This window comes from Kitasatospora sp. NBC_01300 (assembly GCF_041435235.1).
Taxonomy (GTDB): domain Bacteria; phylum Actinomycetota; class Actinomycetes; order Streptomycetales; family Streptomycetaceae; genus Kitasatospora.
The window spans coordinates 827,457-851,770 of the sequence record NZ_CP108409.1; the positions used below are offsets into that span (position 1 = coordinate 827,457).

The following is a 24,314-nucleotide window of genomic DNA, read 5'->3' on the forward strand; positions in this document are numbered from 1 at the left end:
TGGCCGTGTTTTTCGGCCCAGGCAGGCCGCAAGTCGGCCCCGCGGTCGCGGGGTTGAGGGGGTGGGTCGACTTCTGTCCGACTCACCCCCTCACCTTTATCGCTACTGGGGCGCGCTGGGGCCCTCCGCTCACCACGAGGCCGAGCAGGTCGTCGTAGCGCAGCCGGAAGTCACCGAGGGCTGCGGCACCGTGCTCGTCGAGTTCGAGGGCCAGGCTGTATCGCAGCCATGGATGGTCGCGCCAGCCCGACAGCGGACCGAGCGCCTGCTCGGCCACGTTTGTCAGTTTGGTGGGCAGGCGCACCGTCCCGGAGAGCACGTCGTCCACCATCTCGGCCGCGACCGTCCCGTTGGGGCCGAGCTTGCGTCCTGTCATCGCGTGGAAGTCCTCCCCGGTGCGGCGCACCAGCACGACCTCCACGCTCCGGTCCCCGTCCCGGACGAGTGCCTCGAACTGTCCCTCTGCCAGCGTGCCGTGGGCGCCGTAGTGCAGACCGGCCAGAGTCTGCGATCCGTGTTCCCCGGAGCGGGTCAGGACGTACTGGGCGGCCTCTTCGCGGCGTTTGGCCTGCCGCTTCTCCCAGTCCTGCCGCGCCTGCGCCTCGGCCCCGCCCCACTCCACCGGCACGACGGGATCGGTGCCGTAGACCCGGGCGACCAGCTCCGGCACCTGGCCGGGGATGCTCCACGCGCCTGCGTCGGCCTTCGCCGTCCGCTCGACCTCGGCGGCCGTGCGCAGCAGGAGGTAGCGGCCGTAGATCCCTTCGGAGTCGCGCAGGATCTGAGGCGCGCCGTCAACGTCGAGGTGCACGCCGGTGATGGCCACGGTGGGCCGGGACAGCCGGCGGGGACGCTGCACACCGCCGTGGCGGTGGAGGCGTCCGATGCGCTGGAGGAGCAGGTCCATCGGAGCGAGGTCGGTGATCAACAGATCGGCGTCGACGTCGAAGGACTGCTCGGCGAGCTGGGTCGCGACGACGATCAGCCTGCCGGGACGCCCGGACCCCTCGGTCGGCGGTCCGAGGAGCTTCAGCACCTCCTGCGTACGGTCCGCCCGGTGGCCGGCGTGCAGGCGCCCGTGCAGGAGCCGGACATCGGCGCCGAACTCCTTCTGGAGGGCCTCGAACGTCGACTGGGCGCGGGCCACGGTGTTCCGGATGACCAGGACGCACCCGCCGTCGACCAGCCGCTCCCTCAGATAGTCGACCACGGCGTCATCCTGCGCGACTTGGGCGTCGGCCCGCGTCGGAGGCTCGTCGAGCACCTCGACCCGCACCTGAAGGTCCTCACGCCAGGATGCGGTGCTCTCCACCAACAATTCCGGCCGCCCGTCCGGCCCCGCCCAGGCCGCCGTGACGCTCGGATAGCCCTCCGGCTCGGGAAGCTCCAGCGCCGCCGAGGCCTCCGCCGACCGCGTACCGGCCAGATAGGCCGCGACCAAGCGGCGCCGCTGCTCCGGCGGCAGCGTCGCCGAGAGCAGCACCACCGGCACACCGGCCTGCCCGAGCCACCACAGGCCCTCCAGCAGGAACTGCGACATGTAGACATCGGCGGCGTGGACCTCGTCGAGGATCACGACCTTGCCCACCAGCCCGGCCATCCGCAGCATCACGTGCTTGGTACGGGTCGCGGCGTACAGGAGCTGATCGATGGTGCCGACCGCGAACGGGCTCAGCAACCCTCGGCGACGGCCGAGAAACCACTCGGCGGGGGCTCTGCGCTCCCCGTCCGCGCAACCGTCGAAGCAGTCGGTCTGCATGCCGAACTCGTCTTCCCCCACTGACGAGAAGCGGTCGTCGGCGTCCTGCCCCCACTCCCCCGCGCCCTCCAGCAGGCCGCGCCACTCCTTGTTGAACATCCGCTTGCCGTGCAGCAGCGCGACCTGGCCCTCCAGCCCATCGCCGACCTCGCGCAGCCACGACCTGACCTGGGTGAACATCGGGTCCGCCGTCGCCTGGGTCGGCATGCCCAGGAACGCCCCGTCCGCACCGTGACGCGCTGCCATCAGCTCGGCCGCCGCCAGCGCCGCCTTCGTCTTCCCCTCCCCCATCGGCGCCTCGACGATCACCAGCCCGGGCCCGCCCATCCGGCGCACCACGTCGAGGACCAACTCCTGCGAAGGCCTGGTCCCGTGGCCGAACCGGTCCCGGAACGTCTCCGGACCGGGCACCGCCAACACTCCCCATCCACCGCGCAGTTCGAGCCTCGACCACGCCGCCGCAGCCCGCTGCCGCGCCTGAGGCATCGACACCTTCGCCAGGTCGGACACACCCGTGAAGTGCCGCTCGTCGCTGGCGATCCAGTCCGCCATCACCACGAAGCCGGACAGCTGAAGCTGCGCCGCACGGCTCGGCACCAGCACCGGCTCCACCGCGGCCAGCGGCGACTCCCCCTCATAGCCGAGCTCCCGCGAGAAAACCTCCACCAACGCCGACTGCGCGAGCTTCCAAGACCGGCTACCGCCCTGCAGCTTTTCGTTCTTCTTCGGCGGACTCAGCTGCCCCAGCGTCGGGATCAGCCCGTGGTGGCCGGCGACCAGCGGCCAGACCCAACCGACCTGTTCCTGCGACCACTTCGCGTCAGTGAGCAGCGCCCTCAGCACCCGGCCACCGGCTTTGTCATGCCGCCAAGACGAGCCCTTCACGGCGTACTTGTCCCAGGTGAGCCCCGCTTGACGGACCGCGGCCTCGCCGGCGGCGTCGAGATGCTGAAACGCCGGGGTGGCCTTGCCGCAGTCATGAATCCCGCACAACCAGGCGAACAGGCGCCGCCCCTTACCCACTCCCCCCGCCAGAGCATCCAGACGCCACCGCGTCACCGGCGGCAGGTAGCGGTCCCAGACGATCTCTGCCACCGCCGCAGTGTCCAGCATGTGCGACAGCAGAAGGTTGGCCGTCCCCCCGGCCCGCCCAGCGGACTTACCCCACAGCGCACCCAGCCAGCCCCTGACCTCGGGCGGGTACGACTGCCAACGATCCTCAACCATCATCTCAACCTCCACGTGCAGGTACGCTTCGAGAGCGTAGGACACCGCACTGACAACTGGCCTCGGAGCAAAGAAATATGACGGTCATACATAAGCTCTCCGTCGGGCTGTCATCCGATCGAACTGAATCAATCAGGCCCCTCGGCCGCTGATCACCGCAGGTCAGAAAGCCTCGGCCCCGCGCTCGCGGGGATTGCTCGGTGTCGGTGACCGGCGGCCCCGAGCGGGTCGCCCTGACCTGCTCGGCCCCGCGCTCGCGGGGATTGCTCCTGACCGCCCGCGGCTGGGGCGGGCAGTGGTCCCTCGGCCCCGCGCTCGCGGGGGTTGCTCGATGGACACTCAGGTCCACGAGGCCTACGAGGAATCGCCCCGCGCTCGCGGGGGTTGCTCCTGTGCGGTCGCGGCGTGGGTCGCGGAGGCCTCATCGGCCCCGCGCTCGCGGGGGTTGCTCCATAGAGAACCTGCTTAGGCAGGTCAAGAGAGTATCGGCCCCGCGCTCGCGGGGATTGCTCCCGGTCCTGGTGGGCCTCGACCTGCTTGTCCTGTCGGCCCCGCGCTCGCGACGGGGATTGCTCCCCGACGGGGCTCGGCCGCCAAGCGCGCTGGCGAGGACGATCGGAAGATCAGGGTCGCAGTGCTCGGAGACGTAGCGGCCGACTACCTCACGGCGGGTGCCGTCGACCAGGCCGTCGAGGTCGGCCGTCGGGCCCTCGCCGCCGCGCTCGAAGCCGAGACGACCATGGGTCGAGTACGGCTGTCCGCACTGGCCGACCAGCTCCCGGCATCGTCTGCGGCCCAGGCCTTTCGAGACGAGATCCGGGCCTTCTTGGAGTAACTGCCGATCAGCTTCGCGTCTCTGCGGCGACCCAGTCCAGGTAGGCCGCCGATCCAGTGATCACCGGCACCCCGACGACCTCCGGTGTGTCGTAGGAGTGCAGCTCAACGATGCGCGCGCACAGCCGATCAGCCAGGTTCGCCCGGGACTTGAAGTCGATCCGCCACTCGGCGGAGTCCTGCACCGCGCCGTCCCACCAGTAGACGGACTGGATGCGGTAGACCTGCGCACACGCGGCCAGGCGGTCACGGATCACCGCCGAGGCGAGCTCACGGGCCTTCGTCTCGTCGTCATGGGTCGTCGTCACCACAACGAAGCCACTGGTCGTCATACCGTGACGGTACCCGGCATCGACCGCCGCCCTCACTCTGGCCGGCGAACTTACCTCACAACGCGCCCAACCAGCTCCTGACCTCGGGCGGATACCACTGCCAACGGGTCATCAACCATGCTCTCAACCTCCACGTGAGAGTACGCTTCGAGAGGTAGGCCACAGCATTGACAACCAGCACTGGGGCAACGAGAGATGGCAACAACGCATCGACTGTTCGACTAGGCCTCTATCAATCGAACTGAATCAACCAGGCCCCTCGACCGCTAATCACCGCAGGTCAGGAAGTATCGGCCCCGCGCTCGCGGGGGTTGCTCCTCCAACTCCGCCGGGATGTCGTCCGGCGGCGGATCGGCCCCGCGCTCGCGGGGGTTGCTCCGATGGCGGCGGCGCTGTACCTGTGCGACGGCGATCGGCCCCGCGCTCGCGGGGGTTGCTCCAAGGACTACATCCGGGCGCACGGCACCGAGATATCGGCCCCGCGCTCGCGGGGGTTGCTCCTGGGCGTAGTGGCGCAGGGCGACGGTGCATCCATCGGCCCCGCGCTCGCGGGGGTTGCTCCGCGACCTCCCACTCAGACGACCACAGCAGTTCGCCGTGCTCACTCCTTCGCCGGATGATGCTGGCCCAACGAGACGACAAAATAGGCGTGGGCGCGTCAAACTGTTCGTGAATTGAGTCGCTGAATTCAACAAGTTCCCTGCGGAACTGGGCGTACGAGTCGCCAAAGGAGACCACCGGCCGCGGTCCAGGGCCGTCCCACCTAGCACGCCGAGCCAGCACTGAGGTTCTCTTTAGGAGAGAACAGCTGACTCTCCCTCAGTGCCGCCCAGACTGCTGCGGGCACGGGATTTTCCCGAGGGCGGTTGATTTCTTTCAGGACCATCTTCGCGGCTTGGTCTCCCTGGGCAGCCGCAGATCGCAATAACAGCACGGGAGTTAGACGCCTATGGGCGCTAACCACGTCGAGCGTGACCGAGTTCAAGGTCTTCCAGGCTTGGGAAGCCTTCGCTGAGAACGGTTCCGGACCCTCGATCCGCACCAGAGCCAGAGCATTCAGCAGCTCCCGCCACATTTGCGCGACCTCGTCCAAATCAAATGTCTTCTCAGCGATCTTAAGAACCCTGATCGTCTCCAGCTGCTGTTCCCCCGCAAGGACGAACGTGATCGCGGCTTCTCGTCGCGTGTTGCCGCGCCATTCATCGTGGGCCGCCTGCGAGGCGACCTCGGCAGTCCGCTGGGCAGCGCGAGTCTGCCGCAGGCCGACGATCAAGGCAGCGGGCACCCCGAGGATCGCGGCCCCTGATGCTGCAAGCGCTGATATCGCTTCAACTTGCATGCAGTCATGATGACCCGGCTGGAGAGCGGTTGGGCTGAGACCCGCGAATCGGGGGATGCGGAGCGGCTGTTCTTGGGGGCGGCCAGCATCTCTCACACGGTATGCGGCTGGCGTCCTCTCAGCTGCCCGCCGCAGGTGGTGCATCGGCCTTCGGCCGATGCGGCGGTGCCGCGCCCGTTTCGCTGCGTCTGGCCGAACGGTGGCGCGAGTGTCCTTCCATCGGAGGTGTTGGGCTTCCGGCCGCGCGGGAGCCCCGGTGGGGGCTCCTCCGGCGCCCGCCCCCACCGGATCCGGGTCGGTCAGCTGGCGAGAGCTTCGCCGAGTCGGTCGTGGGCGAGGCCGGCGAGGGTGCGGTGAAGGGCCTCGGCGCGGGACCGGACCAGCCCGTCCCGGAACGCTGCTGGCAGCTGCTGCCAGACCCCAACGGCCATGTCAGCGGCGGCGGCCGGGTCGCCGTCCATGCTCAGGCAGGTCGCGGCGTCCATGGTCAGCAGGGCCCGGGTCATGACGGACGGCGATTTGGTGAGGGCGAGGGCTGCCTCCTGTTCGGCGTTCGCCTCGCGGGTGCGGCCCATCAGCGTGAACGCCTGGGACAGGTGGACGTGGTGCTTCTGGAGCGGGTAGCCGAACCAGGTGTCGGCGGCCTGCGCGGAGTTTAGGTGTTCGGCGATGTTACGGGCGTCCGCGACCGCGCGAAGGGCCCCTCGGTGGTCACCGATGGAGGCCAGGGCGCGCGCGGTGACGGCGGCGGCCAGAGCTGCGGCGGCCGTGGGGGTTCGGCCTGCCTCGCGACGAGCGCAGATAGCCAGGTTCGCGGCAGCGTTCGGGGCGCCGTAGTTCAGCGGGACCATCGCGTGCCGGGCCAGGACCCAGGCCAGCATGTGCCGATCACCGGACTCGCGGGCGGCCTTCTCGGCGGTGGCGAACCAGCCGTGGGAGTCGCGCTGGTCACCCCGGTCGTGCTGGATGATCGCAACCAGTCCGGTGATCCCAGCCGCGGTGCGGGCCAGGTCGGTACGGGTGCCGGCGGGGTGCGGGCGGCTGAGGACGTCTTGCAGGAGACCGAGGTCCTGGCGCATCTGTGTCAGCACGGCCCCGGGCGCCCGACCGTGGTAGCCGCCGCGGTGGCGTTCGAACGCCCCGTCGAGGTAGGCGAGGTCGCCAGCGTCGGAGCCGGACAGTCCGGCGTCGATCCCCTCTCGCGCCTCCGCGATGCCGGGCAGCGCGGCGACACCTGTCGCCAGTGCCGCCGCGCCGAGAAACTGTCGTCGATTCACCGCCGTACCCTCCTCTCCTTCGTCTTCGACCGGCTGCTGGTGGAGCCTGCGCCAGCGCCGCGAGGTGGCCACTGCTCGGGTGACCTCCTCCACCGAGAGCCCGTACCCGTCGGCCAGCAGTTGGTGCCACCTCGGGGTGGGCAGACGTCGCTCGGTCTCCCAGCGCTTCAGGTTCTCCGGGTCGAACCACGTGCCGCCTTGAGCGTCCTGTAAGAGCAGGGCCTGCTCGTCGCGGGTGAGTTCGGCGGTCTCCCGGATCCGCCTCAGCACGGCGCCGATGCCGTCTGGTGCCATCATGCCCGTCCCCCAAGCCTTTGACTGACTGGTGCCCAATCCTGGCCCCCCAAAGCGGCCCCCCGTGCGAGAAATGCACCCCCTGCTGGCACCACCGGCACCACTACGGACTGTAGTTGACTGTGTACCAGCCGAGTAGAGATCGGGCGAGATCAGGCCCTTCCCTCCGCACGGCACCCCCAAGCCCCCAGCTCCGGCCTGACGCCCCGAAGGGTTCCTTCGACATGCGCGTGTGCAACAGCAGCTTCTTCCTGGTCCGCGATCCCGTCTCCGTCCCCATGAGCCGCCAGCGGCTCGGCCGGCTGATCAAACAGTGGGGGGTCCGCACGGACAACGACAGCCGCCTGGCCCTGGACACCGTGATCTCGGAACTCGTCACCAACGCGGTGCGGCACACCAGCGGAGCGATGCTCACCGTCGGGGTGCACGCCAACCTCGACCTGCGCCGCCTGATCATCGAGGTCTACGACGGCTCGCGGGCCCTGCCCCGCCACCAGGTCTCGGGCCCGGACGCAGAGGCCGGCCGGGGCATCTTCCTGGTCGAGCGCCTGGCCCTCGCCCACGGGGCCGAACACACCGTACGCGGCAAGAAGGTCTGGGCCGAGGTGGCCCTGCCCGAGCAGCCGCTCACCCGCCGCCAGCTCCTCGTCCACCCCCGCAGGGCGGCCCGCGCAGTGGCCCGCCGCCTATCGGGCCACCGCCGCCCGCCGATTCACCCGCCCGCCCTGGCCGCCACCGGCACCGGCACCGGCACCGGCACCGGCACCCGCTGACGCCCTTGCCCACAGCCATGATCGAGAGGACGACATGACCACCACCCAGCACAGCACAGCGATCACGGACCCCGCCCGGTTGCACGGCCGGGCGGCCGTCCGCAGCTTCCTGGAGGGCCCCTCGCTCACGGCGGCCGACCTGTCGATGGTCCTACTGGTCCGCGAGGACAGCGAGGACGCCGACCGGCCGATGCCGACCGTCACGGTCGCCGAGATCCCGCAGACGGTGCGTGACCTGGCCTCCCTGGGCGTCCGCTCGGTGAAGGTGTTCGCCAACAGCCTGCATCGCGACGCCGAGGCGTCCGGCGCCGTCGCACCCGACAGCCTGATGGTGCGGGCCATCCAAGCCGCAAAGGACGCCGAGCCGGGCATCGCGGTGATGACCGAGAACTGTCTGTGCGGCCACACCGACACCGGCGAATGCCACCTGACCAGCGCTGGCCGGATCGACCTGGACCGCACAGCAGCGATGATCGCCGCCCAGGCCGTCATCCAGGCCGAGGCCGGCGCCGACATCGTGGGACCGGCCGCGATGGTCCGGGGCACCACCTCCTGCGTGCGCCAAGCCCTGGACGAGAACGGCCACCGCGACGTGGCGACCATGCCCCATCTGATCTTCGACTCCGCCCTCTACGAGGGCTACCGGGCCACCATGCGGGCCACCCCGGCCTCCGGTGCCCACCGACCGTTCCAGATCAGCCCGCGCCAGCCGGAAACCGCGGTGGACACCGGTCTGGCTTTCGTCGGCGAGGGGGCCGACATGCTGCTGCTGGAACCAGGGATGCTCTCGGTGGATGTGCTCACCACCCTCAAGCAGAAGACCGCGGCGCCGCTGATGCCGTTCTCCGTCTCCGGCGAGTACACCCGGCTCGCCCCGCTCGATCCGGGCACCGGGCGGCGGGACTTCCGCCCGCTGCTGGAGCTGTTCATGATGCTCAAGCGCTCGGGTGCCGAGCGGATCATCACCTATGCCGCTGCTGACCTCGCGCGGCTGCTGGCCGGCTAAGCGGCCGGGCGGATCTCCGACAGGATCGCCTCGGCGCCCTGGTCCAGGAGAAGGCCGGCCACCTGGATGCCCAGCTTCTCCGGCTCCGAGACGGGGCCGGAGAAGCTGGCCTCGACCTGGTTCGTCCCGTCCAGGGAGGTGACCTGCGCGTGCAGCGACAGCGTGTCGCCAGCGGCCTTCGCGTAGGCGCCGACCGGAACCGAGCACCCGCCGTGCAGTTCGCCGAGCATTGCCCGCTCGGCCCGAACCTCCGCGTCCACTACCAGGTCGCCGGTGTCGGCCAGAATTTCGCGGGCCAGCTCGTTGTCCTCGCGGATCTGGATCCCGAGCGCCCCCTGACCGGGGCTCGGGGGGAACTGGTCAAGCGGCAGCAACTCGCCGATCGCGCCGTCCAAGCCGAGTCGCACCAGCCCGGCCGCCGCCAGAACGACGCCGTCGAGGTTCATCGTCTTGAGCTTGTTCAGCCGGGGCGGCACGTTTCCGCGGATCGGCACGAAGACCAGGTCCGGGCGGACGTGCAGCAGCTGGGCGATCCGACGGGCCGCCGACGTGCCGACCCGGCCACCCTGCGGCAGGTCGGCCAGCGTCGAGCCGCACAACGCATCCCGCACGTCCTCACGGCCAGGCGGGGGCAGCAGCACCAGGCCGGGCGGGTTGCTGGTCGGCAGGTCTTTCAACGAGTGGACGATCACGTCCACCTCGCCCCGCACCAGCGCGGCTTCCTGCTCGGTGGAGAACGCGGAGCCGCCCGAGTGGGCCGACACCTGCGACAGGGCCGTCTTCCGGTCCCGGTCACCGCCTTCAAGGATCACCTGGTGCCGGAACTCGACGTCGGGGAAGCGGTCCCGCAACGGCGCCAGGAACTCCCTGACCTGCGCTCGCGCGAGGTGACTGGCCCGCGATCCGACAATCAGCGTCCGCATTCCCGAACTCCCGGCACCTGAAGAGATGTTGACCGCATGCTACTCGAACACGGGCCTACCTTTTTCCGACGGTTTGTCGGAGTCGTGATTGGAGAGATCGAATGCCGTCCACCCGCCGCACGATCCGCATCGGCGCCCGCGCCTCGGCCATGTCGCTAGCCCAGGTTGCAAGCGTCCGGGCCGACCTGGCCGCACTCCACCCCGACGTGACCACCAAGCTGGTGCCGTTCGTCGCGGCCGGCGACCGCGAGCCCGGCGAACAGGCCGAACTGCACGACAAGGGCGCCTTCACCTGCGACATCGAGGAAGCCCTGCTGAGCGGGGTGTGCGACCTCGCGGTGCACTGCATGAAGGACGTAGCAGGCGACCCGCTGGTCACCCCGGGCACCGTCTTCGCGGCCCACCCCGAGCGGGCGAACATCTGTGACGCCCTGATCCACCCGGGCGGCCTCACCCTCGACCAGCTGCCGCCCGGCACCCGGGTCGCCACCTCGGCGGTGCGGCGTGTCGCCCAGCTCACCCGCAGCCACCCCCACCTGGACCTGGTGCCGATCAGGGGGACGGCGAACCTGCGGCTGGCGGTCCTGGACGCCGGGGAGGTCGATGCCCTGGTGCTGGCCGCCTCCGGGCTGGAGCGCATCGGTGAACAACACCGGGTCAGCGAGGTCCTGACCGTCGAGCAGATGTGCCCGCCACTGGGGGCAGCCGTGCTCGGCTTGCAGTGCCGCGAGGATGACGCCGACCTGATCGACCTCCTCACCCCACTCGGCGACCGCGCCACGACGCGGGAAATCACCGCCGAGCGGGCCCTGCTCAACGCCCTGCGCGGGCACTGCAACAGCCCGATCGCCGGGTTCGCCCGCGCCTTCGAGGACGGGCACCTGGGCCTTCGCGCGATGGTCTTCTCCCCGGACGGCGCCACCGTGCTGGAAGCCCGCCAATCGGCCGGCCAGCTCAGCCCGGAAGCGCTCGGCGTGGGGGTCGCCGCCACCTTGATCCGCAACGGCGCCCGCGAGCTGATCGACTCGATCGACCACTGACCTCGCCCCTCGGAGGCGCCGGGGCCCTGCCCGGCGGCCTCCGGGAGGCCGTCGCAGGACCATGCCGCTTGGCTCCCCGAGGGGGCTACCGCGAGCCGGTCGACTGTCGCGGTTCTGTTTTCGCATCATCTTCCCTTGCCAACAATCCTCAGCCATCGTCTTGACCTCCACGTGCGAGTACGCTTCGAGAGCGTAGGCAACGACACTGACAACCAGCCCTGGGGCAAGGAGAGATGGCAGCGACGCATCGGCTGCTCGACGGCGCCTCTAGCGATCGAACTGAATCAATCAGGCCCCTCGCCCGCTAATCACTGCAGGTCAGGAAGTATCGGCACCGCGCTCGCGGGGGTTGCTCCCATGCACTACCTGGCCGAACCCGGCGTCGTACATCGGCCCCGCGCTCGCGGGGGTTGCTCCCCACCCTCTGGACCACCCAGGACGCCGCCGAAATCGGCCCCGCGCTCGCGGGGGTTGCTCCCTCGCCGCCTACCTCACCCGCGCCGCCCGGGAATCGGCCCCGCGCTCGCGGGGGTTGCTCCGCCTCGGTCCGGAAGTTGGCCCGCCGTTACTCATCGGCCCCGCGCTCGCGGGGGTTGCTCTTTGGGACGGATGGGGCCAACCAACCCCTCCACATCGACCCCGCGCTCGCGGGGGTTTCTCCGTCTCCGGCCTGGCACGCGCTGACGCACCTGGATCGGCCCCGCGCTCGCGGGGGTTGCTCCACCATCCCGACTCCCAGCGGAGCCCATCCGGTATCGGCCCCGCGCTCGCGGGGGTTGCTCGCGTCCGGATATCCGGATGGACCGGCATCCGCCATCGGCCCCGCGCTCGCGGGGGTTGCTCGGTGTCGCCCCACTGGTTACGGCGGGCGGTCCGATCGGCCCCGCGCTCGCGGGGGTTGCTCCGCGGGCGAGCCACGCCCGGCCCTCGATGAGCAATCGGCCCCGCGCTCGCGGGGGTTGCTCTCCACAGACCCTGTGGCAGCACGAGCGGAGCGAATCGGCCCAGCGCTCGCGGGGGTTGCTCCAGGCAAGCATCGGCGTTTCGTTCGCCTACGCGATCGGCCCCGCGCTCGCGGGGGTTGCTCCCGTGACCACCGCACGACGGACGCCAGCGACGCATCGGCCCCGCGCTCGCGGGGGTTGCTCCGCAGGGGCTGCAGGACGAGCCCCGTCCGCTCGATCGGCCCCGCGCTCGCGGGGATTGCTCTCCAGGCCCTACGCCGGTGTTCCTCGACAGCACATCGGCCCTGCGCTCGCGGGGATTGCTCCACTCTGTTCACGGTCGGCGTCCTCGTGCGGGCGTCGGCCTCCCGGTGATGTCTCTTGCTGTCGCCGAGGGTGGCGGTTGGTGAACTCTTGCCATCGCTCGCAGGAGGGCTTCAGGTCGTTGCGCGCCTTCGAGGTCCGCTTCTCGTGCCATCGGCCTTACGCGAGCGCTTGCGGGCCCGCTTCTGCCTGGCCGTGTCGGTGCTGGAGGCTTGGGAGATCACGGACGCTTCGGGGAAGACCGCGAGCCCCTCTGCGCCCCGCGCAGCGGAGGCCGGGGCGGCGCCGTTACCGCAGGCCCGGGGCCGCGGCGCTTGCCCGGCCTACGCCTGGGGAGCGCCAGCGCCCCAGGCGTGCCACGCCCGGCTGGCGGCTGCCTGGCGGAGGAGGGTGAGGGCTTGCTCGGAGGGGGAGTTGGCGGGGGTGGTGCACACGATGAGCGACTGGTCCGGTGAGCGGGCGATGGACAGGGTCTGCTGGGTCACCGTGACCGTGCCGATGACGGGGTGGTGCAGCTCGTAGGACGAGGCGTCGCACGGCACCACGCGGTGGTCTGCCCACAGGGCGACGAACTCCGGGCTTTTCATGGTCAGTTCGCCGATCAGACCCGCGAGCAGCGCGTCCTCCGGATGTCTGCCGACGGCGATGCGCAGGTTGCCGACCACCGCGCGCGCCTTGCGTCCCCAGTCCGCGTACAGCTCCCGGCAGTGCAGGTCGAGGAAGAGCATCCGGCTCATGTTCGGGCGTCGGGCCGGGTCGTCCGGGCTGAGGACGTCGAGGTGGCCGGCCAGCAGGGCGTGTCCGAGGGTGTTCCAGGCGAGGACGTCGGTGCGGCGGCCGAGCACGATCGCGGGGACGCCGTCGACGGCGCGGAGGAGGTCCCGGGTTTCGTCGGCGAGTTTCTCGGGCCGTGGACGGCGTGGCCGGGGCGTGTGGCGGGCGGTGTCGGCGAGCCGGTCGAGGTGGGCGCGCTCGTGGGTGTCGAGCAGGAGGGCGCCGGCGATGGCGTCGAGGACTTCGGCGGAGGCCCCGCGGGACAGGCCCTGTTCCAGCCGGGTGTAGTAGGAGACGCTGACGCCGGCGAGTTGGGCCAGTTCTTCGCGCCGGAGCCCGGCCACCCGTCTGCGGGGTCCAAGGTCGCGCAGGCCGACGTCCTCGGGCCGCAGCTGCGCCCGACGGGCTTGGAGGAAGGCACCGAGTGGGCCTGGTCCGTTCATCACCCCAGTATTCGGTGGGCGGCCCGCTCCCTGCCACACCCTGCGAGGGGTAGGACAAGCCGGGAGTGGTTGGTGCCCGTCCGGGTGTCCAGGATCGGTCTCAGTCGGCCGCCCGTTCGGCCGAGCGCCCCGGACCCGAGGACGGACCGCATGGATCAGAACGTGAACCAGAGCATGGATCAGCACATGGATCAGAGCATGGGCCAGGACCCCGAACAGATCACCCTGGGCGACGTCACCGTCACCCGCGTCAAGGAGTTCTACGGCTCGGCCGGGCTGGCGCCGGGCCAGTTCTTCCCGGACAGCCCCGACGGCTCGTGGGACGAGCACCGCGACTGGCTGGTGCCCGACTTCTGGGACCCGGAGACGGGCGAGTGCCGTACGGCGATCCAGACCTGGCTGCTGCGCAGCGAGGGGCGCACGATCCTCGTGGACACCGGCGCGGGCAACCACAAGGACCGCCCCTACGCACCGGTGTGGAGTCGCCTGGACACGGGCTACCTCGACAACCTCGCCGCCGCCGGGGTGCGGCCCGAGGACGTCGACGTCGTGGTCAACACCCATCTGCACATCGATCACGTGGGCTGGAACACCCGCCTGGACGGCCGGGACTGGGTGCCGACCTTCCCGAACGCCACGTATCTGATGCCCCGGCGGGACTTCGAGTTCTGGGACCCGGCCAACAGGCACAAGAGTGTGTTCGGCCGCGGGAACCAGAACGTGTTCGAGGACAGCGTCGCGCCGGTCCACGCGGCGGGGCTGGCACACCTGTGGGAGGGGACGTACCGGATCGACGGGAATCTGCGGCTCGATCTCGCCCCCGGGCACACTCCCGGCTCGTCCGTGCTCACCCTGGAGTCCGGCGGCGACCAGGCCTTGTTCGTCGGGGACCTGGTGCACACCGCGTTGCAGATCGCGGAGCCGGAGACCAATTCCTGTTTCTGCGAGGACCCGGCGGAGTCCCGCGCGACCCGGCGCAAGCTGCTCGGCCGCGCCGCCGAGAGCAACGCGCTCGTCCTCCCGGCGCACTTCGGCGGCCGGGGGGCGCTGGAGGTCGCGCGCAGCGGGTCGAAGTTCGCGGTCAAGGAGTGGGCGGGTTTCTCCCGGATCTCCTGACGTCCTGATCTCCTGGTCCTGTCTCGCGGCGCCCTGATCCCCTGGCGTCCTGTCCGGAGATCCCCCGATCGATGTCCCCTTCGTTCCCTTCCAGAGAGGAAGTCATCCCGTGCCCCGACAGGCAGATCCGGTCGTCGAAACCCCGGCGGGCGCAGTGCGCGGCGTCCGTGACGAGTCCGGCGAGCGCTTCCGCGCCCTCCCGTACGCGGCGGCGCCGGTCGGTGCCGGCCGGTTCGCCGCGCCCGTGCCGCACCCGGGCTGGTCGGGTGTCCGTGACGGCAGCAGGCCCTCGCCGACCGCTCCCCAGCCGGCCCGCGACTTCGGCCGGCTCGACATGAGCCCCTACTTCGGGCCGGGCTGGGTGCCCGGCGAGGAGTACCTGACCGTCGACGTCCACACGCCGGCCGCCGACGGGGGCAGGCGCCCCGTGATGGTCTTCGTGCACGGCGGCGGGTTCGTCACCGGCTCGAACCGGGCGGCGCTCTACGACGGCGGCGCGTTCGCCCGCGACGGCGTCGTCCTCGTGACGGTGAACTACCGCCTCGGCGTGCCGGGGTTCCTGGAGCTGGCGGGTGCTCCGGCCAACCGCGGGCTGCTCGACGTGCTCGCCGCGCTCAGGTGGGTGCGGGGCTCGGTGGCGGCCTTCGGTGGCGACCCGGGGAACGTCACGGTCTTCGGCCAGTCCGCGGGCGCCACGCTCGTCGGCGCGCTGCTCGCGGCTCCGGCGGCCGCCGGTCTGTTCCGGCGGGCGATCGTCCAGAGCGGCAACGGCTGCGGCGCGTTCACGCCGGAGCAGGCGCAGCGGGTCACCGCCGCGGTGGCGGGCGCGCTGGGCGTCGAGCCGACCGTGGAGGCGTTCGCCCTGGTCCCGGACGAGCGTTTCGTGGCGGTCCTGCCCGCGCTGGCCGGCCTGGACCTGCGGACCGGCACAGCTTCGGACCCGCTGGCCGGGCTCAGCCCGTTCAGCCTGGTCCTGTCGGCGCAGCCCGCCGACGCCCTCGCCGACGGCCCGGCCGCCGACGTCGATCTGCTCATCGGCACCAACACCGAGGAGGGGCACCTCTACGTCGTCCCACAGGGCGGTCTGGAGTCCACCACGGACGCCGACGTGCTCGCCGTCGCCGCCCGGGTGCACGCGGACCCGGAGGCCGCCCTCGCCGCGCACCGCGCGGCCCGGCCGGGCATGACACCGGGCGAGTTGCGCTCCGCCGTGCTCGGGCAGGCCCTGTTCGAGGCCGGTACGGAACGTCTGGCGCAGGCCCACGCCCGGATCTCGGGCGGCCGTACGCACCGCTACTCGTTCGGGTACCGCTCGACGGCCCTGGGCGGGCGGCTCGGCGCCGCCCACACCGTCGAACTGCCCTTCGTGTTCGACGTCGCCGACGAACCGTGGCTGCACGGGGAGACCGGGCTGCTCGGCCCCGAACCCGCCCCGGCGGGGCTCGCGGCCCGGGTCCACGGTGCCTGGGTCTCGTTCGCCGGCACCGGGGACCCGGGCTGGGGCGCCTACGACCTGGGACGGCCCGTGGTGGAGGTCTTCGACGACTGAGCTTCCTCACCAGATGGGTAGCGGATGGTCGCCGAGGCGCGGGTGGGCGCGGGCCCGGTCAGGCGACCAGGCGTAGCCAGGCTGCCGCAAGGGCGGCGTGGCCGGCGGGCGTCGGGTGGACGCCGTCCTCGGACCAGTGCTCCGGGCCGGCCGTGGTGGCGAGTTCGGCGAACATGCCGTCGGCGGCGAGCAGGTGTGCGCCGTAGGTGCGGGCGAGCTTGCGCACGGCCTGGATCTTGGGGTCCAGGTCGGTGCGCCACTGCTGCCGTTGGTGCTCTCCGATGAGGGCGGCGCCGGCCTCGATGACGCCGTGGATCGGCAGGAGGAACGGCTCGATGAGGATCAGCTGCGTGCCTGCCGCGGCGAGGGGCGCGAGCAGGCGGTCGTAGCCCGATTCGAACTCGTCCGCGGGGATCACGCGCCCCGCCGGGTCCAGCGTGTGCCAGCCCATGTCGTTGACTCCGACGAGGATCGACAGCACGTCCGGGCGGGCGTCGAGTACGTCGGTGTGCCAGCGGGCTTCGAGGTCCATCACCTTGTCGCCCGCGTTCCCGGTGTTCAGCCAGGTCACGGGCCGGTCCGGGTACCGGAGTCCCCACTCGCCCGCGACGCGCAGCGGGTAGCCGTGCCCGAGACCATCTTCACTCTGCTGCCGTTGGCAGTCGGTGATCGAGTCGCCAGTGAACATCACGGTGCTTCCCGGTCGGATGGTGATCGTCATGTGCGCTCCTTGGACGTGAACGTGAATTCGGGCGATAGAGGGGAGGTGCGGGGAGACGAGGCCGGACCTCTCGAAGGTGCCGGACCTCGCCGTCATCGGGCTGACAGTCACCGGCACGCCACCGCCATGCCACCGCCACGTCACCGTCATCGCGCTGACGGCCCCCGAGGCCGGTGGGCCGCCACCACCCGGGCCGGTGGCTTTTCTGCTTCAGTCGAAGATTCAGAGGATTCAGCAGTCCCGCGGATCCGACAGCAGAAATCGCGAGACCGAGGTGCGGATGACATCCAGCCCAGTTCCCAGTCCATCCGCCACCCCCTCCCCCAACCCTTCGGAGCGTGCGTCGGGCCGCTCGGCCGGCCGTCCGCCCGCACCCGGTGCGGTCGCGTTGTCCGGGGTCAGCAAGGCGTTCGGCGTGGTCAGCGCCGTGGACGGGATCGATCTGGAGGTCAGGCCGGGCGAGTTCTTCTCGATGCTCGGGCCGTCCGGGTCGGGCAAGACGACGGTGCTGCGCATGATCGCGGGCTTCGAGGCGCCGAGCGCCGGCCGGGTGTTGCTGGGCGGGGTCGACGTCACCGGCTTGCCCGCGTTCGACCGCGACGTCAACACGGTGTTCCAGGATTACGCCCTCTTTCCGCATCTGTCGGTGTGGCAGAACGTCGAGTACGGGCTGAAGGTCAAGCGGGTGCCGCGGGCGGAGCGGGCCGCGCGGGTGGCCGAGGCGCTGGCGAGCGTGCGGTTGCCCTCCTTCGGTGACCGGCGCCCGGCCGAACTCTCCGGCGGGCAGCGCCAGCGGGTCGCGCTGGCCCGGGCGCTGGTCAACCGCCCGTCCGTGCTGCTGCTCGACGAGCCGCTCGGCGCCCTCGACCTGAAGCTCCGGCTGGAGATGCAGCTCGAACTCCAGCAGATCCAGCGCGAGGCCGGGATCACCTTCGTCCTCGTCACCCACGACCAGGACGAGGCGCTCACGATGAGCGACCGGATCGCGGTCCTCAACGCCGGCCGGATCGAGCAGGTCGGCACTCCCGCCGAGGTGTACGAGCGGCCGGCCACCGCGTTCGTGGCGGGCTTCGTCGGCACCTCGAACCTGCTCCGGGGCGCCTGCGCCGAGCAGGTCTTCGGCCGGCCCGGGACGTATTCGGTGCGCCCCGAGAAGATCCGCATCGCCCGGCCGGACGACCTGACGGGGCCCGACGAGTACGGCGTCACCGGGACGATCGGCGAGGTCGTCTACGCCGGCGCGCAGACCCGCTTCCTGGTCGACCTGGCGGCGGGCGGCCGGCTGGTGGCCGTCCGACAGAACCTCGACGGCTCCGGCCTCGACGGCTCCAGTACCGACGCCTCCGGTCTCGACGCCTCCGGTGCCGACGTCTCCCGCCGCCGCGGGGCGAGCGTCCTCCTGGCCTGGCGGCGACAGCACACCGTCCGCCTCGACAACTCCTGACCCCCAACCCTTGACGAAAGCGATCGAGTTCATGAGCACCACGCGCCCCCGCCCCCTACACCGCCGAACCCTGCGCCGCCGCCCCCTGAGCGCCCTGGCGGCCGCGGCCGCCCTGCTGCTGCCCGTGGCGTGCGCGTCGAACTCCGGTGGCAGCGGCGGCACGGGCAGCGGGTTCACCGCACCGGACATCCCCGCGCAGAAGTCCCTCGGCCCGGGCGAGGGCACCGTCAACATCGTCGCCTGGGCCGGCTACGTCGAGTACGGGCAGGACAACAAAGCCGTCGACTGGGTCACCCCGTTCACCCGGCAGACCGGCTGCAAGGTGAACCTCAAGGTGGCGGGCACCTCGGACGAGATGGTCGCGCTGATGAAGACCGGCCAGTACGACACCGTCTCGGCCTCCGGTGACGCGACGCTGCGCCTGATCGCGGGCGGCGACGTCGCCCCGGTCAACACCGCGCTCGTCCCCAACTACGCCGACATCTACCCCGGGTTGAAGAACCGCCCGTGGAACTCGGTCAAGGACGTGCCGTACGGGATCCCGCACGGGCGCGGCGCCAACCTGCTGATGTACAACACCGACAAGGTCACCCCCGCGCCGACCTCCTGGGGTGCGGTCTTCACCCCGGACTCGCCCTATGCCGGGCATCTCACCGCGTACGACAGTCCGATCTACATCGCGGATGCCGCGCTCTACCTGATGAGGACCAAGCCCGAGCTCGGCATCAGGAACCCCTACGCCCTGACCTCGTCCCAACTGGACGCCGCGGTGGCGCTGCTCAAGGTCCAGAAGAAGCAGATCGGCTCCTACTGGAACGACTACACCAAGGAGCAGGCGGCGTTCGACTCCGGCGACGCCCTGATCGGCACCACCTGGGAGGTGATCCAGCAGGCGGTCGCCGCCGACGGCAGGGTGAAGACGCAGGCGGTCCTGCCCGTCGAGGGTTCCACCGGCTGGTCCGACACCTGGATGGTCTCGGCGCACGCCCAGCACCCCAACTGCGCCTACGCGTGGATGGACTACATCGTCTCGCCGTCGGCCAACGCGCAGGTCGCCGAGTACTTCGGCGAGGCCCCGGCCAACTCCAAGGCCTGCGCGCAGATCACCGACAAGCCGGGCTTCTGCGCCGACTACCACGCCACCGACGAGAACTGGTGGAAGGACGTCTACTACTGGACCACGCCCACCGCGCAGTGCGCCGACGGCAGCGGCCGCGACGACTGCACCGCGTACGCCCAGTGGGTCACCGCCTGGAACGGGATCAAGAGCTCGTGAGCGCCCCCGCCGCGGCACGCACCCCGGCGCACACCCCCACGCGCGCTCCGACACGCACCCCGATGCGCCGGCTGGCCGGGCTGCTGGACCGGCGCCCCGGTCTGCGGCTCGCGGCGCTGCTGGCGGCGCCGATGACCTGGCTGGTGCTGGCGTACCTCGGCTCGCTGGCGGTCCTGCTGCTGTCCGCGTTCTGGACCACCAACGCGTTCACCTCCGCCGTCGAACAGCACTGGACGCTCGACAACTTCCGGTCGCTGCTGACCGATCCGCAGTACCGGACGGTCGCCGTGCGCACGCTGGGCATCGCGGTGTCGGTGACGGTGATCGACGCGGTGGTCGCCCTCCCGATGGCCTTCTTCATCGCCCGGGTGGCCCGGCCCGGGAGCCGGCGCCTGCTGCTGGTGGCGGTGCTGACGCCGTTGTGGGCCGGCTACCTGGTCAAGGCCTACGCCTGGTGGGTGATGCTCAGCCACGGCGGTGTCCTGGACTGGGTCACCGCCCCCTTCGGCGGGCACTCCCCCGGCTTCGGCGTGCCGGCGGTGGTCATGGTGCTCGCGTACCTGTGGCTGCCCTACATGGTGCTGCCGCTGTGCACCGCGTTCGGGCAGCTGCCCGACAGCCTGCTCGCCGCCGCGGCGGACCTCGGCGCCGGCCCCTGGCGGACCCTGCGCACGGTGGTGCTGCCGCTGGCCAGGCCGGCGCTCATCGCCGGGTCGGTCTTCACCTTCTCGCTGAGCCTGGGCGACTACCTGACGGTGCAGATCGTCGGCGGCACCACGTCCATGCTCGGCAACGTCATCGCGTCCAACGTGACGCTGAACCTGCCCCTGGCTGCCGCGGTGTCCTGCGTCCCGGTGCTGCTGATCGTGGGCTACCTGCTCGCCGTGCGCCGCACCGGCGCGCTGGACAGTCTGTGAGGCCGAGGCCCTGATGCAACTCTCCCGCGGTGCCCGGATCCTGCTCCGGACGGCGACGGCCCTGGGGTTCGCCGTCGTCTACGCCCCGCTGCTGCTGGTCCTGGTGAACTCCTTCAACGCCTCGCGCTCCTTCGCCTGGCCGCCGTCCGGCTTCAGCACCCGCTGGTGGACGGCCGCCTGGCAGGAGACCGGGCTGCGCGAGGCGCTGGCCACGTCGCTGAAGGCCGGGCTCGGAGCCACCGGGGTGGCGCTGGTCCTGGGCACGATGGCGGCCTTCGCCGCGACCCGGTACCGGTTCTTCGGCCGGCAGTCGGTCTCCTTCCTGCTGATCCTGCCGATCGCCCTGCCCGGCATCGTCACCGGCATCGCGCTCAACGCCGCGTTCCGCACCGTGCTGACCCCGCTCGGGGTGGGCTTCGGCCTGTTCACCGTGGTCGTCGGGCACGCCACCTTCTGCATCGTGGTGGTGTTCAACAACGTATCGGCGCGGCTGCGGCGCATCGCGCCGTCGGTCGAGGAGGCGTCGGCGGACCTCGGGGCGGACACCTTCCAGACCTTCTGGTACGTGACGCTGCCGGCCGTGCGCAGCGCGCTGCTCGCCGGGGCGCTGCTGGCCTTCGCGCTCTCCTTCGACGAGATCGTGGTGACCACCTTCACCGCGGGCCCCGGCACCCGGACGCTGCCGCTGTGGATCTTCGAGAACCTGGCCCGGCCCAACCAGGGCCCGGTGGTGGATGTCGTGGCCTCGGTGCTGATCGTCCTGGCCGTCCTGCCGGTCTACCTGGCGCAGCGCCTGTCCGGCGAGCCGCTGGAGGGACACGGCCGCTGAGCGGCCCCGGCCCCCCAGCCCCCAGCCGCCGGGCTCCGGGGCCGCGCCGAGTTCCGTCGGCGCGACCCCGGATCCCGGTGCACCGCTCGTCCCGCGCAGCTACGGCAGCTGCACCGGGGTGAAGGTGCCCGCCGGCGTGTCGGCGAGGGCGCCGTTCATGGCGTCGCGCCAGATCGGGCCGGCCAGGGTGCCGCCGAAGGCCTGGCCCACGACGGTGCCGCCGATGCGCTGGCCGTCCAGGGGCTTGGGGTTGTCGGTGTCGCTGACGACGGTGGCGCCGGCCATCTCGGGGGTGTAGCCGACGAACCAGACCTGGCGGCTCGCGTCGGTGGTGCCGGTCTTGCCGGCGCTGTCGCGGCTGCTGAGGCCGGCGGTCTGGCCGGTGCCGTCCTCGACGACGCCCTTGAGCATCGCGGTGACGGTGTCGGCGGTCGTGGTCGACATCACGGCGGAGCAGTTCGCCTGCGGCACCGCGAGCTGCTTGCCGTCGGGGCCGGTCACCGAGGCGATGGCGGTCGGTGCGCAGTAGGTGCCGTGGGCGGCGAAGGCCGCGTAGACGCCGGCCATCTCCAGCGGGGTCAGGTCGTTGCTGCCGAGCGTCATCGACGGGACGACCTGGAGCTTCTCGCCGCCCGCCTGCTGGGTGATGCCGAGCTCGTTGGTCATCCGGGCGACGTTGCACAGCCCGGCGTCGCCCTCCAGCTTGGCGAAGTAGGTGTTGACCGACTGTGCCATGGCCGTCTTCATGTCGAACTGGCCGGTGAGGCTCTGGCTGTCGTTGTGCACCTGCCCGGCGGAGGGGAACCGGCCACCGGAGCAGTCCGTCATCGCCGGCCACGGGATGCTGTAGTCGGTGGTGTAGCTCTGGCTCGGCGAGATGCCGTTCTCCAGGGCCGCCGCGGCGACGATCGGTTTGAACGTCGAGCCGGTCGGGAAGCCGAGCCCGCCGCCCATGGCCTTGCCGACGTTGTAGTTGATCTGGGTCTGGTGCTGCTTGCCGTCGACGCCGTACGGGCGGCTCTGACCCATCGCGAGGATCTTGCCGGTGCCCGGCTCGACGATGCTCATCGCGGTCGCCGCCTGGTCGCCGGCGTTCACGTGCGCGGTGACGGAGGCGTAGAGCGAGGCCTGGGCCTTGGGGTCGAGCGTGGTGTGGATCTGGATGCCGCCGCGCTTCCACACCGCCTGCCGTTCGGCCGCCGACTTGCCGAAGGCCGGATCGGTGAGCACCGTCTGGCGCACGTAGTCGCAGAAGAAGCCCTCGCCCTGCTTGGCCAGGATGCAACCCTGCTGCGGCGCCTGGACGTTGAGCCCGAGCGGGGTCGCGATGGCCTGCTGGGCCTGTTCCTTGGTGATGTGCCCGTACTCGGCCATCTTGCGCAGCACGGTGTCGCGCCGGTCCTTCGCCGCGGTCGGGTTGACCGTCGGGTCGTAGCCGGTGGGCGACTGCACCAGTCCGGCGAGCAGCGCGGCCTGCGGCAGGGTGAGGTCCTTGGCGTGCACGCCGAAGTAGCGCCGCGCCGCCGACTCGATGCCGTAGGCCTTCTCGCCGAAGAAGGTGATGTTCAGGTAGTTGGTGAGGATCTGGTCCTTGCTCAGGGTCTCCTCGACCTTGATCGCGTACTTCAGTTCCTGGATCTTGCGGCCGATCGTCTGGCGCTGCGCCTCGGCCACCTTCTGCGGGTCGTCGCCCGCCTCGTCGACGAAGACGTTCTTCACGTACTGCTGGGTCAGGGTGGACGCGCCCTGCGCGGTGCCGCCGGAGGTGGCGTTCTTGTCCAGGGCGCGCAGCACGCCCTTGAGGTCGATCGCGCCGTGCTCGTAGAACCGGTTGTCCTCGATGTCGACGAGTGCGGTCTTCACCAGCGGGGACATCTGGTCCGCCGGGACGACGGTGCGGTCGCGGTCGTACACGGTGGCGATCGTGCCGCCCTGCGCGTCGAGGATCGTCGAGGCCTGTGAGAGCGGCGGGGTCTTGAAGTCGTCGGGCAGGTTCTGGAAGTCGTCGGCCGCCGACTGGGCGCCGAGCCCGGCGGCCGCCACCGCGGGCAGGGCTATGCCCGCCGCCACGATCCCGGCTATCACGCTCACCCCGATCAGCCGCGTTCCGTGCCCCAGTTTCCGCATCTCCATCGCCTCCCGCTTCTCCGCCATGTCGTGCGCGACGTTACGTGCGCGTCATGAGGAACTCCTTGGGAGACGGGCCCCGCCGTGTCACAACCCTGCGACAGCCTTGTGGCAGGCCCGCCGCGCACGGGTCCGGACCCCTCGTCCGCGTCCGTCGTCCGAGGTCGTCCGCGGCGGCAGAATTGACACTTCCTGCCGTTGGCGCCGGAGAGCACAAGGGCGGTCTTTTCTGAAATCCGACAGCCCCGGGGGAGGCTCCCGTGAAACCCGGGGTGCCATATTCGCCCATGGCGGGCCCGAGCCTGCTAGAGTCGTACGAGTTGCAGTAGTGGTTCCCATGGACTTTGTGTGCGCCTGCTGATGTTTTGCAGGCGCATTTTTGTTTCCCGGCTCTTCCCCGGGTGGGTGCTCATCGCGGCGACTCGAGGCCTGCATGGTGCGGGCTTCGGACAGCCTTTGAAGGAGATTATTTTTATGGCTAATGGCACCGTGAAGTGGTTCAACGCGGAAAAGGGCTTCGGCTTCATCGAGCAGGAGGGTGGCGGCCCGGACGTCTTCGCCCACTACTCGAACATCAACGCCAACGGCTTCCGTGAGCTGCTCGAGGGCCAGAAGGTCGAGTTCGACGTCACGCAGGGCCAGAAGGGCCCGCAGGCCGAGAACATTCGCCCGCTGTAGTTTTTCTGCCACGGCACCCGCCTAGCAGCGAGGGGCCCGCACCGCGTACACGATGCCCGGTGCGGGCCCCTCGGCATTGCGTCACGGACGCATTCCCGGCCGTTTCGGCCCCTGGCTCCGCCACCGGCGGCCATCCCCCCCCACGCGAGACTCACAGCGCCGCGTCCGGATCGGTGCCCTGCCGTGACAACTCACGGTTCGAGGCCGTTCGCTCCCGCCCCTCCGGGGTGAGCGCCGACCGTAGGCGACGTGCCGCACGGTTCTACCGTCCACGCTCCGCCCGTCACACTTCCGGCCCGTTCCCTTGCGGTCTCCGTCGGCGCCCCGCGCCACGGGACCTTCCTCGTGACGCGCCGCCCTGAGGAAGG

At 70.8% G+C, this 24,314-nt stretch carries 19 protein-coding genes and 2 CRISPR repeat arrays; of the genes, 11 read left to right on the forward strand and 8 right to left on the reverse strand.

All coding sequences use genetic code 11. The annotated features are described in order from the left end of the window. Positions 1-82: 82 nt before the first annotated feature. Entirely contained in the window at positions 83-2,989 is a 2,907-nt protein-coding gene (gene cas3, locus OG556_RS37230; protein ID WP_331744422.1) for a CRISPR-associated helicase Cas3', read from the reverse strand. A gap of 631 nt (positions 2,990-3,620) precedes the next feature. Between cas3 and OG556_RS37235 the strand changes: the two genes are divergently transcribed. Then, positions 3,621-3,821 carry a hypothetical protein gene (locus OG556_RS37235; RefSeq protein ID WP_331744424.1) on the forward strand — a complete coding sequence of 67 codons (201 nt, stop codon included), beginning with the start codon at positions 3,621-3,623 and terminating at the stop codon, positions 3,819-3,821. A 7-nt stretch (positions 3,822-3,828) separates the two neighbouring features. Here OG556_RS37235 and cutA read toward each other — a convergent pair whose 3' ends face one another. The 3 genes from cutA to OG556_RS37250 all read right to left on the reverse strand — a co-directional run bounded on the left by cutA (position 3,829) and on the right by OG556_RS37250 (position 7,065). After that, entirely contained in the window at positions 3,829-4,152 is a 324-nt protein-coding gene (gene cutA / locus OG556_RS37240; RefSeq protein ID WP_331744426.1) for a divalent-cation tolerance protein CutA, read from the reverse strand. A 289-nt stretch (positions 4,153-4,441) separates the two neighbouring features. Continuing rightward, positions 4,442-4,714: a CRISPR direct-repeat array (repeat unit 29 nt; unit sequence ATCGGCCCCGCGCTCGCGGGGGTTGCTCC). A 201-nt stretch (positions 4,715-4,915) separates the two neighbouring features. Beyond that, positions 4,916-5,491 (reverse strand): hypothetical protein, encoded by a 576-nt coding sequence (locus OG556_RS37245; protein WP_331744428.1) that lies wholly within the window; start codon positions 5,489-5,491, stop codon positions 4,916-4,918. A gap of 299 nt (positions 5,492-5,790) precedes the next feature. Beyond that, positions 5,791-7,065, reverse strand: a complete 1,275-nt coding sequence (locus tag OG556_RS37250; RefSeq protein ID WP_331744431.1) for a helix-turn-helix domain-containing protein — start codon at positions 7,063-7,065, stop codon at positions 5,791-5,793. Positions 7,066-7,286: 221 nt separating this feature from the next. Here OG556_RS37250 and OG556_RS37255 point away from each other — a divergent pair, with 221 nt between their 5' ends. Together OG556_RS37255 and OG556_RS37260 are read left to right on the forward strand one after the other, a co-directional pair. Beyond that, positions 7,287-7,835, forward strand: coding sequence for an ATP-binding protein (locus tag OG556_RS37255; protein WP_331744433.1), 549 nt, complete (start codon positions 7,287-7,289; stop codon positions 7,833-7,835). A gap of 34 nt (positions 7,836-7,869) precedes the next feature. After that, a complete protein-coding gene (locus OG556_RS37260) occupies positions 7,870-8,841 on the forward strand; it encodes a hypothetical protein (RefSeq protein WP_331744436.1) in 972 nt (323 codons plus the stop codon). On the opposite strand, the gene hemC (OG556_RS37265) is transcribed toward OG556_RS37260, so the two are convergent. Then, positions 8,838-9,764 (reverse strand): hydroxymethylbilane synthase, encoded by a 927-nt coding sequence (hemC, locus tag OG556_RS37265; RefSeq protein WP_331744439.1) that lies wholly within the window; start codon positions 9,762-9,764, stop codon positions 8,838-8,840. The genes OG556_RS37260 and hemC (OG556_RS37265) overlap by 4 nt on opposite strands. A 101-nt stretch (positions 9,765-9,865) precedes the next feature. Between hemC (OG556_RS37265) and hemC (OG556_RS37270) the strand changes: the two genes are divergently transcribed. Next, on the forward strand, positions 9,866-10,804 hold the full coding sequence (gene hemC / locus OG556_RS37270; protein WP_331744442.1) for a hydroxymethylbilane synthase: 939 nt from the start codon (positions 9,866-9,868) through the stop codon (positions 10,802-10,804). A gap of 327 nt (positions 10,805-11,131) precedes the next feature. Next, a CRISPR array of direct repeats spans positions 11,132-12,074; the repeat unit is 28 nt; unit sequence ATCGGCCCCGCGCTCGCGGGGGTTGCTC. 321 nt (positions 12,075-12,395) lie between these two features. Here the strand turns inward: hemC (OG556_RS37270) and OG556_RS37275 are convergent. Then, a complete protein-coding gene (locus OG556_RS37275; protein ID WP_331744445.1) occupies positions 12,396-13,289 on the reverse strand; it encodes a helix-turn-helix transcriptional regulator in 894 nt (297 codons plus the stop codon). A 198-nt stretch (positions 13,290-13,487) separates the two neighbouring features. Between OG556_RS37275 and OG556_RS37280 the strand changes: the two genes are divergently transcribed. Both OG556_RS37280 and OG556_RS37285 read left to right on the forward strand, forming a co-directional pair. Continuing rightward, positions 13,488-14,405: an MBL fold metallo-hydrolase gene (locus OG556_RS37280; protein ID WP_331745432.1), complete on the forward strand. Its 918-nt coding sequence runs from the start codon at positions 13,488-13,490 to the stop codon at positions 14,403-14,405. Positions 14,406-14,514: 109 nt separating this feature from the next. Further along, positions 14,515-15,954 (forward strand): carboxylesterase family protein, encoded by a 1,440-nt coding sequence (locus tag OG556_RS37285; protein ID WP_331744448.1) that lies wholly within the window; start codon positions 14,515-14,517, stop codon positions 15,952-15,954. Between the two features lie 58 nt (positions 15,955-16,012). On the opposite strand, the gene OG556_RS37290 is transcribed toward OG556_RS37285, so the two are convergent. Next, a complete protein-coding gene (locus OG556_RS37290; protein WP_331744451.1) occupies positions 16,013-16,675 on the reverse strand; it encodes a GDSL-type esterase/lipase family protein in 663 nt (220 codons plus the stop codon). A gap of 280 nt (positions 16,676-16,955) precedes the next feature. On the opposite strand from OG556_RS37290, the gene OG556_RS37295 reads away from it, so the two are divergent. The 4 genes from OG556_RS37295 to OG556_RS37310 all read left to right on the forward strand — a co-directional run bounded on the left by OG556_RS37295 (position 16,956) and on the right by OG556_RS37310 (position 21,141). Next, entirely contained in the window at positions 16,956-18,119 is a 1,164-nt protein-coding gene (locus tag OG556_RS37295) for an ABC transporter ATP-binding protein (RefSeq protein ID WP_371523110.1), read from the forward strand. Positions 18,120-18,150: 31 nt separating this feature from the next. Beyond that, positions 18,151-19,395, forward strand: a complete 1,245-nt coding sequence (locus OG556_RS37300; RefSeq protein ID WP_331744457.1) for an ABC transporter substrate-binding protein — start codon at positions 18,151-18,153, stop codon at positions 19,393-19,395. A gap of 62 nt (positions 19,396-19,457) precedes the next feature. Further along, positions 19,458-20,312: an ABC transporter permease gene (locus tag OG556_RS37305; RefSeq protein ID WP_331745434.1), complete on the forward strand. Its 855-nt coding sequence runs from the start codon at positions 19,458-19,460 to the stop codon at positions 20,310-20,312. A gap of 13 nt (positions 20,313-20,325) precedes the next feature. Continuing rightward, a complete protein-coding gene (locus OG556_RS37310; protein WP_331744460.1) occupies positions 20,326-21,141 on the forward strand; it encodes an ABC transporter permease in 816 nt (271 codons plus the stop codon). A gap of 99 nt (positions 21,142-21,240) precedes the next feature. On the opposite strand, the gene OG556_RS37315 is transcribed toward OG556_RS37310, so the two are convergent. Beyond that, positions 21,241-23,295 (reverse strand): transglycosylase domain-containing protein, encoded by a 2,055-nt coding sequence (locus tag OG556_RS37315; RefSeq protein WP_331744463.1) that lies wholly within the window; start codon positions 23,293-23,295, stop codon positions 21,241-21,243. 447 nt (positions 23,296-23,742) lie between these two features. On the opposite strand from OG556_RS37315, the gene OG556_RS37320 reads away from it, so the two are divergent. Beyond that, positions 23,743-23,946 carry a cold-shock protein gene (locus OG556_RS37320; RefSeq protein WP_030918248.1) on the forward strand — a complete coding sequence of 68 codons (204 nt, stop codon included), beginning with the start codon at positions 23,743-23,745 and terminating at the stop codon, positions 23,944-23,946. The last annotated feature ends 368 nt before the right edge of the window (positions 23,947-24,314 follow it).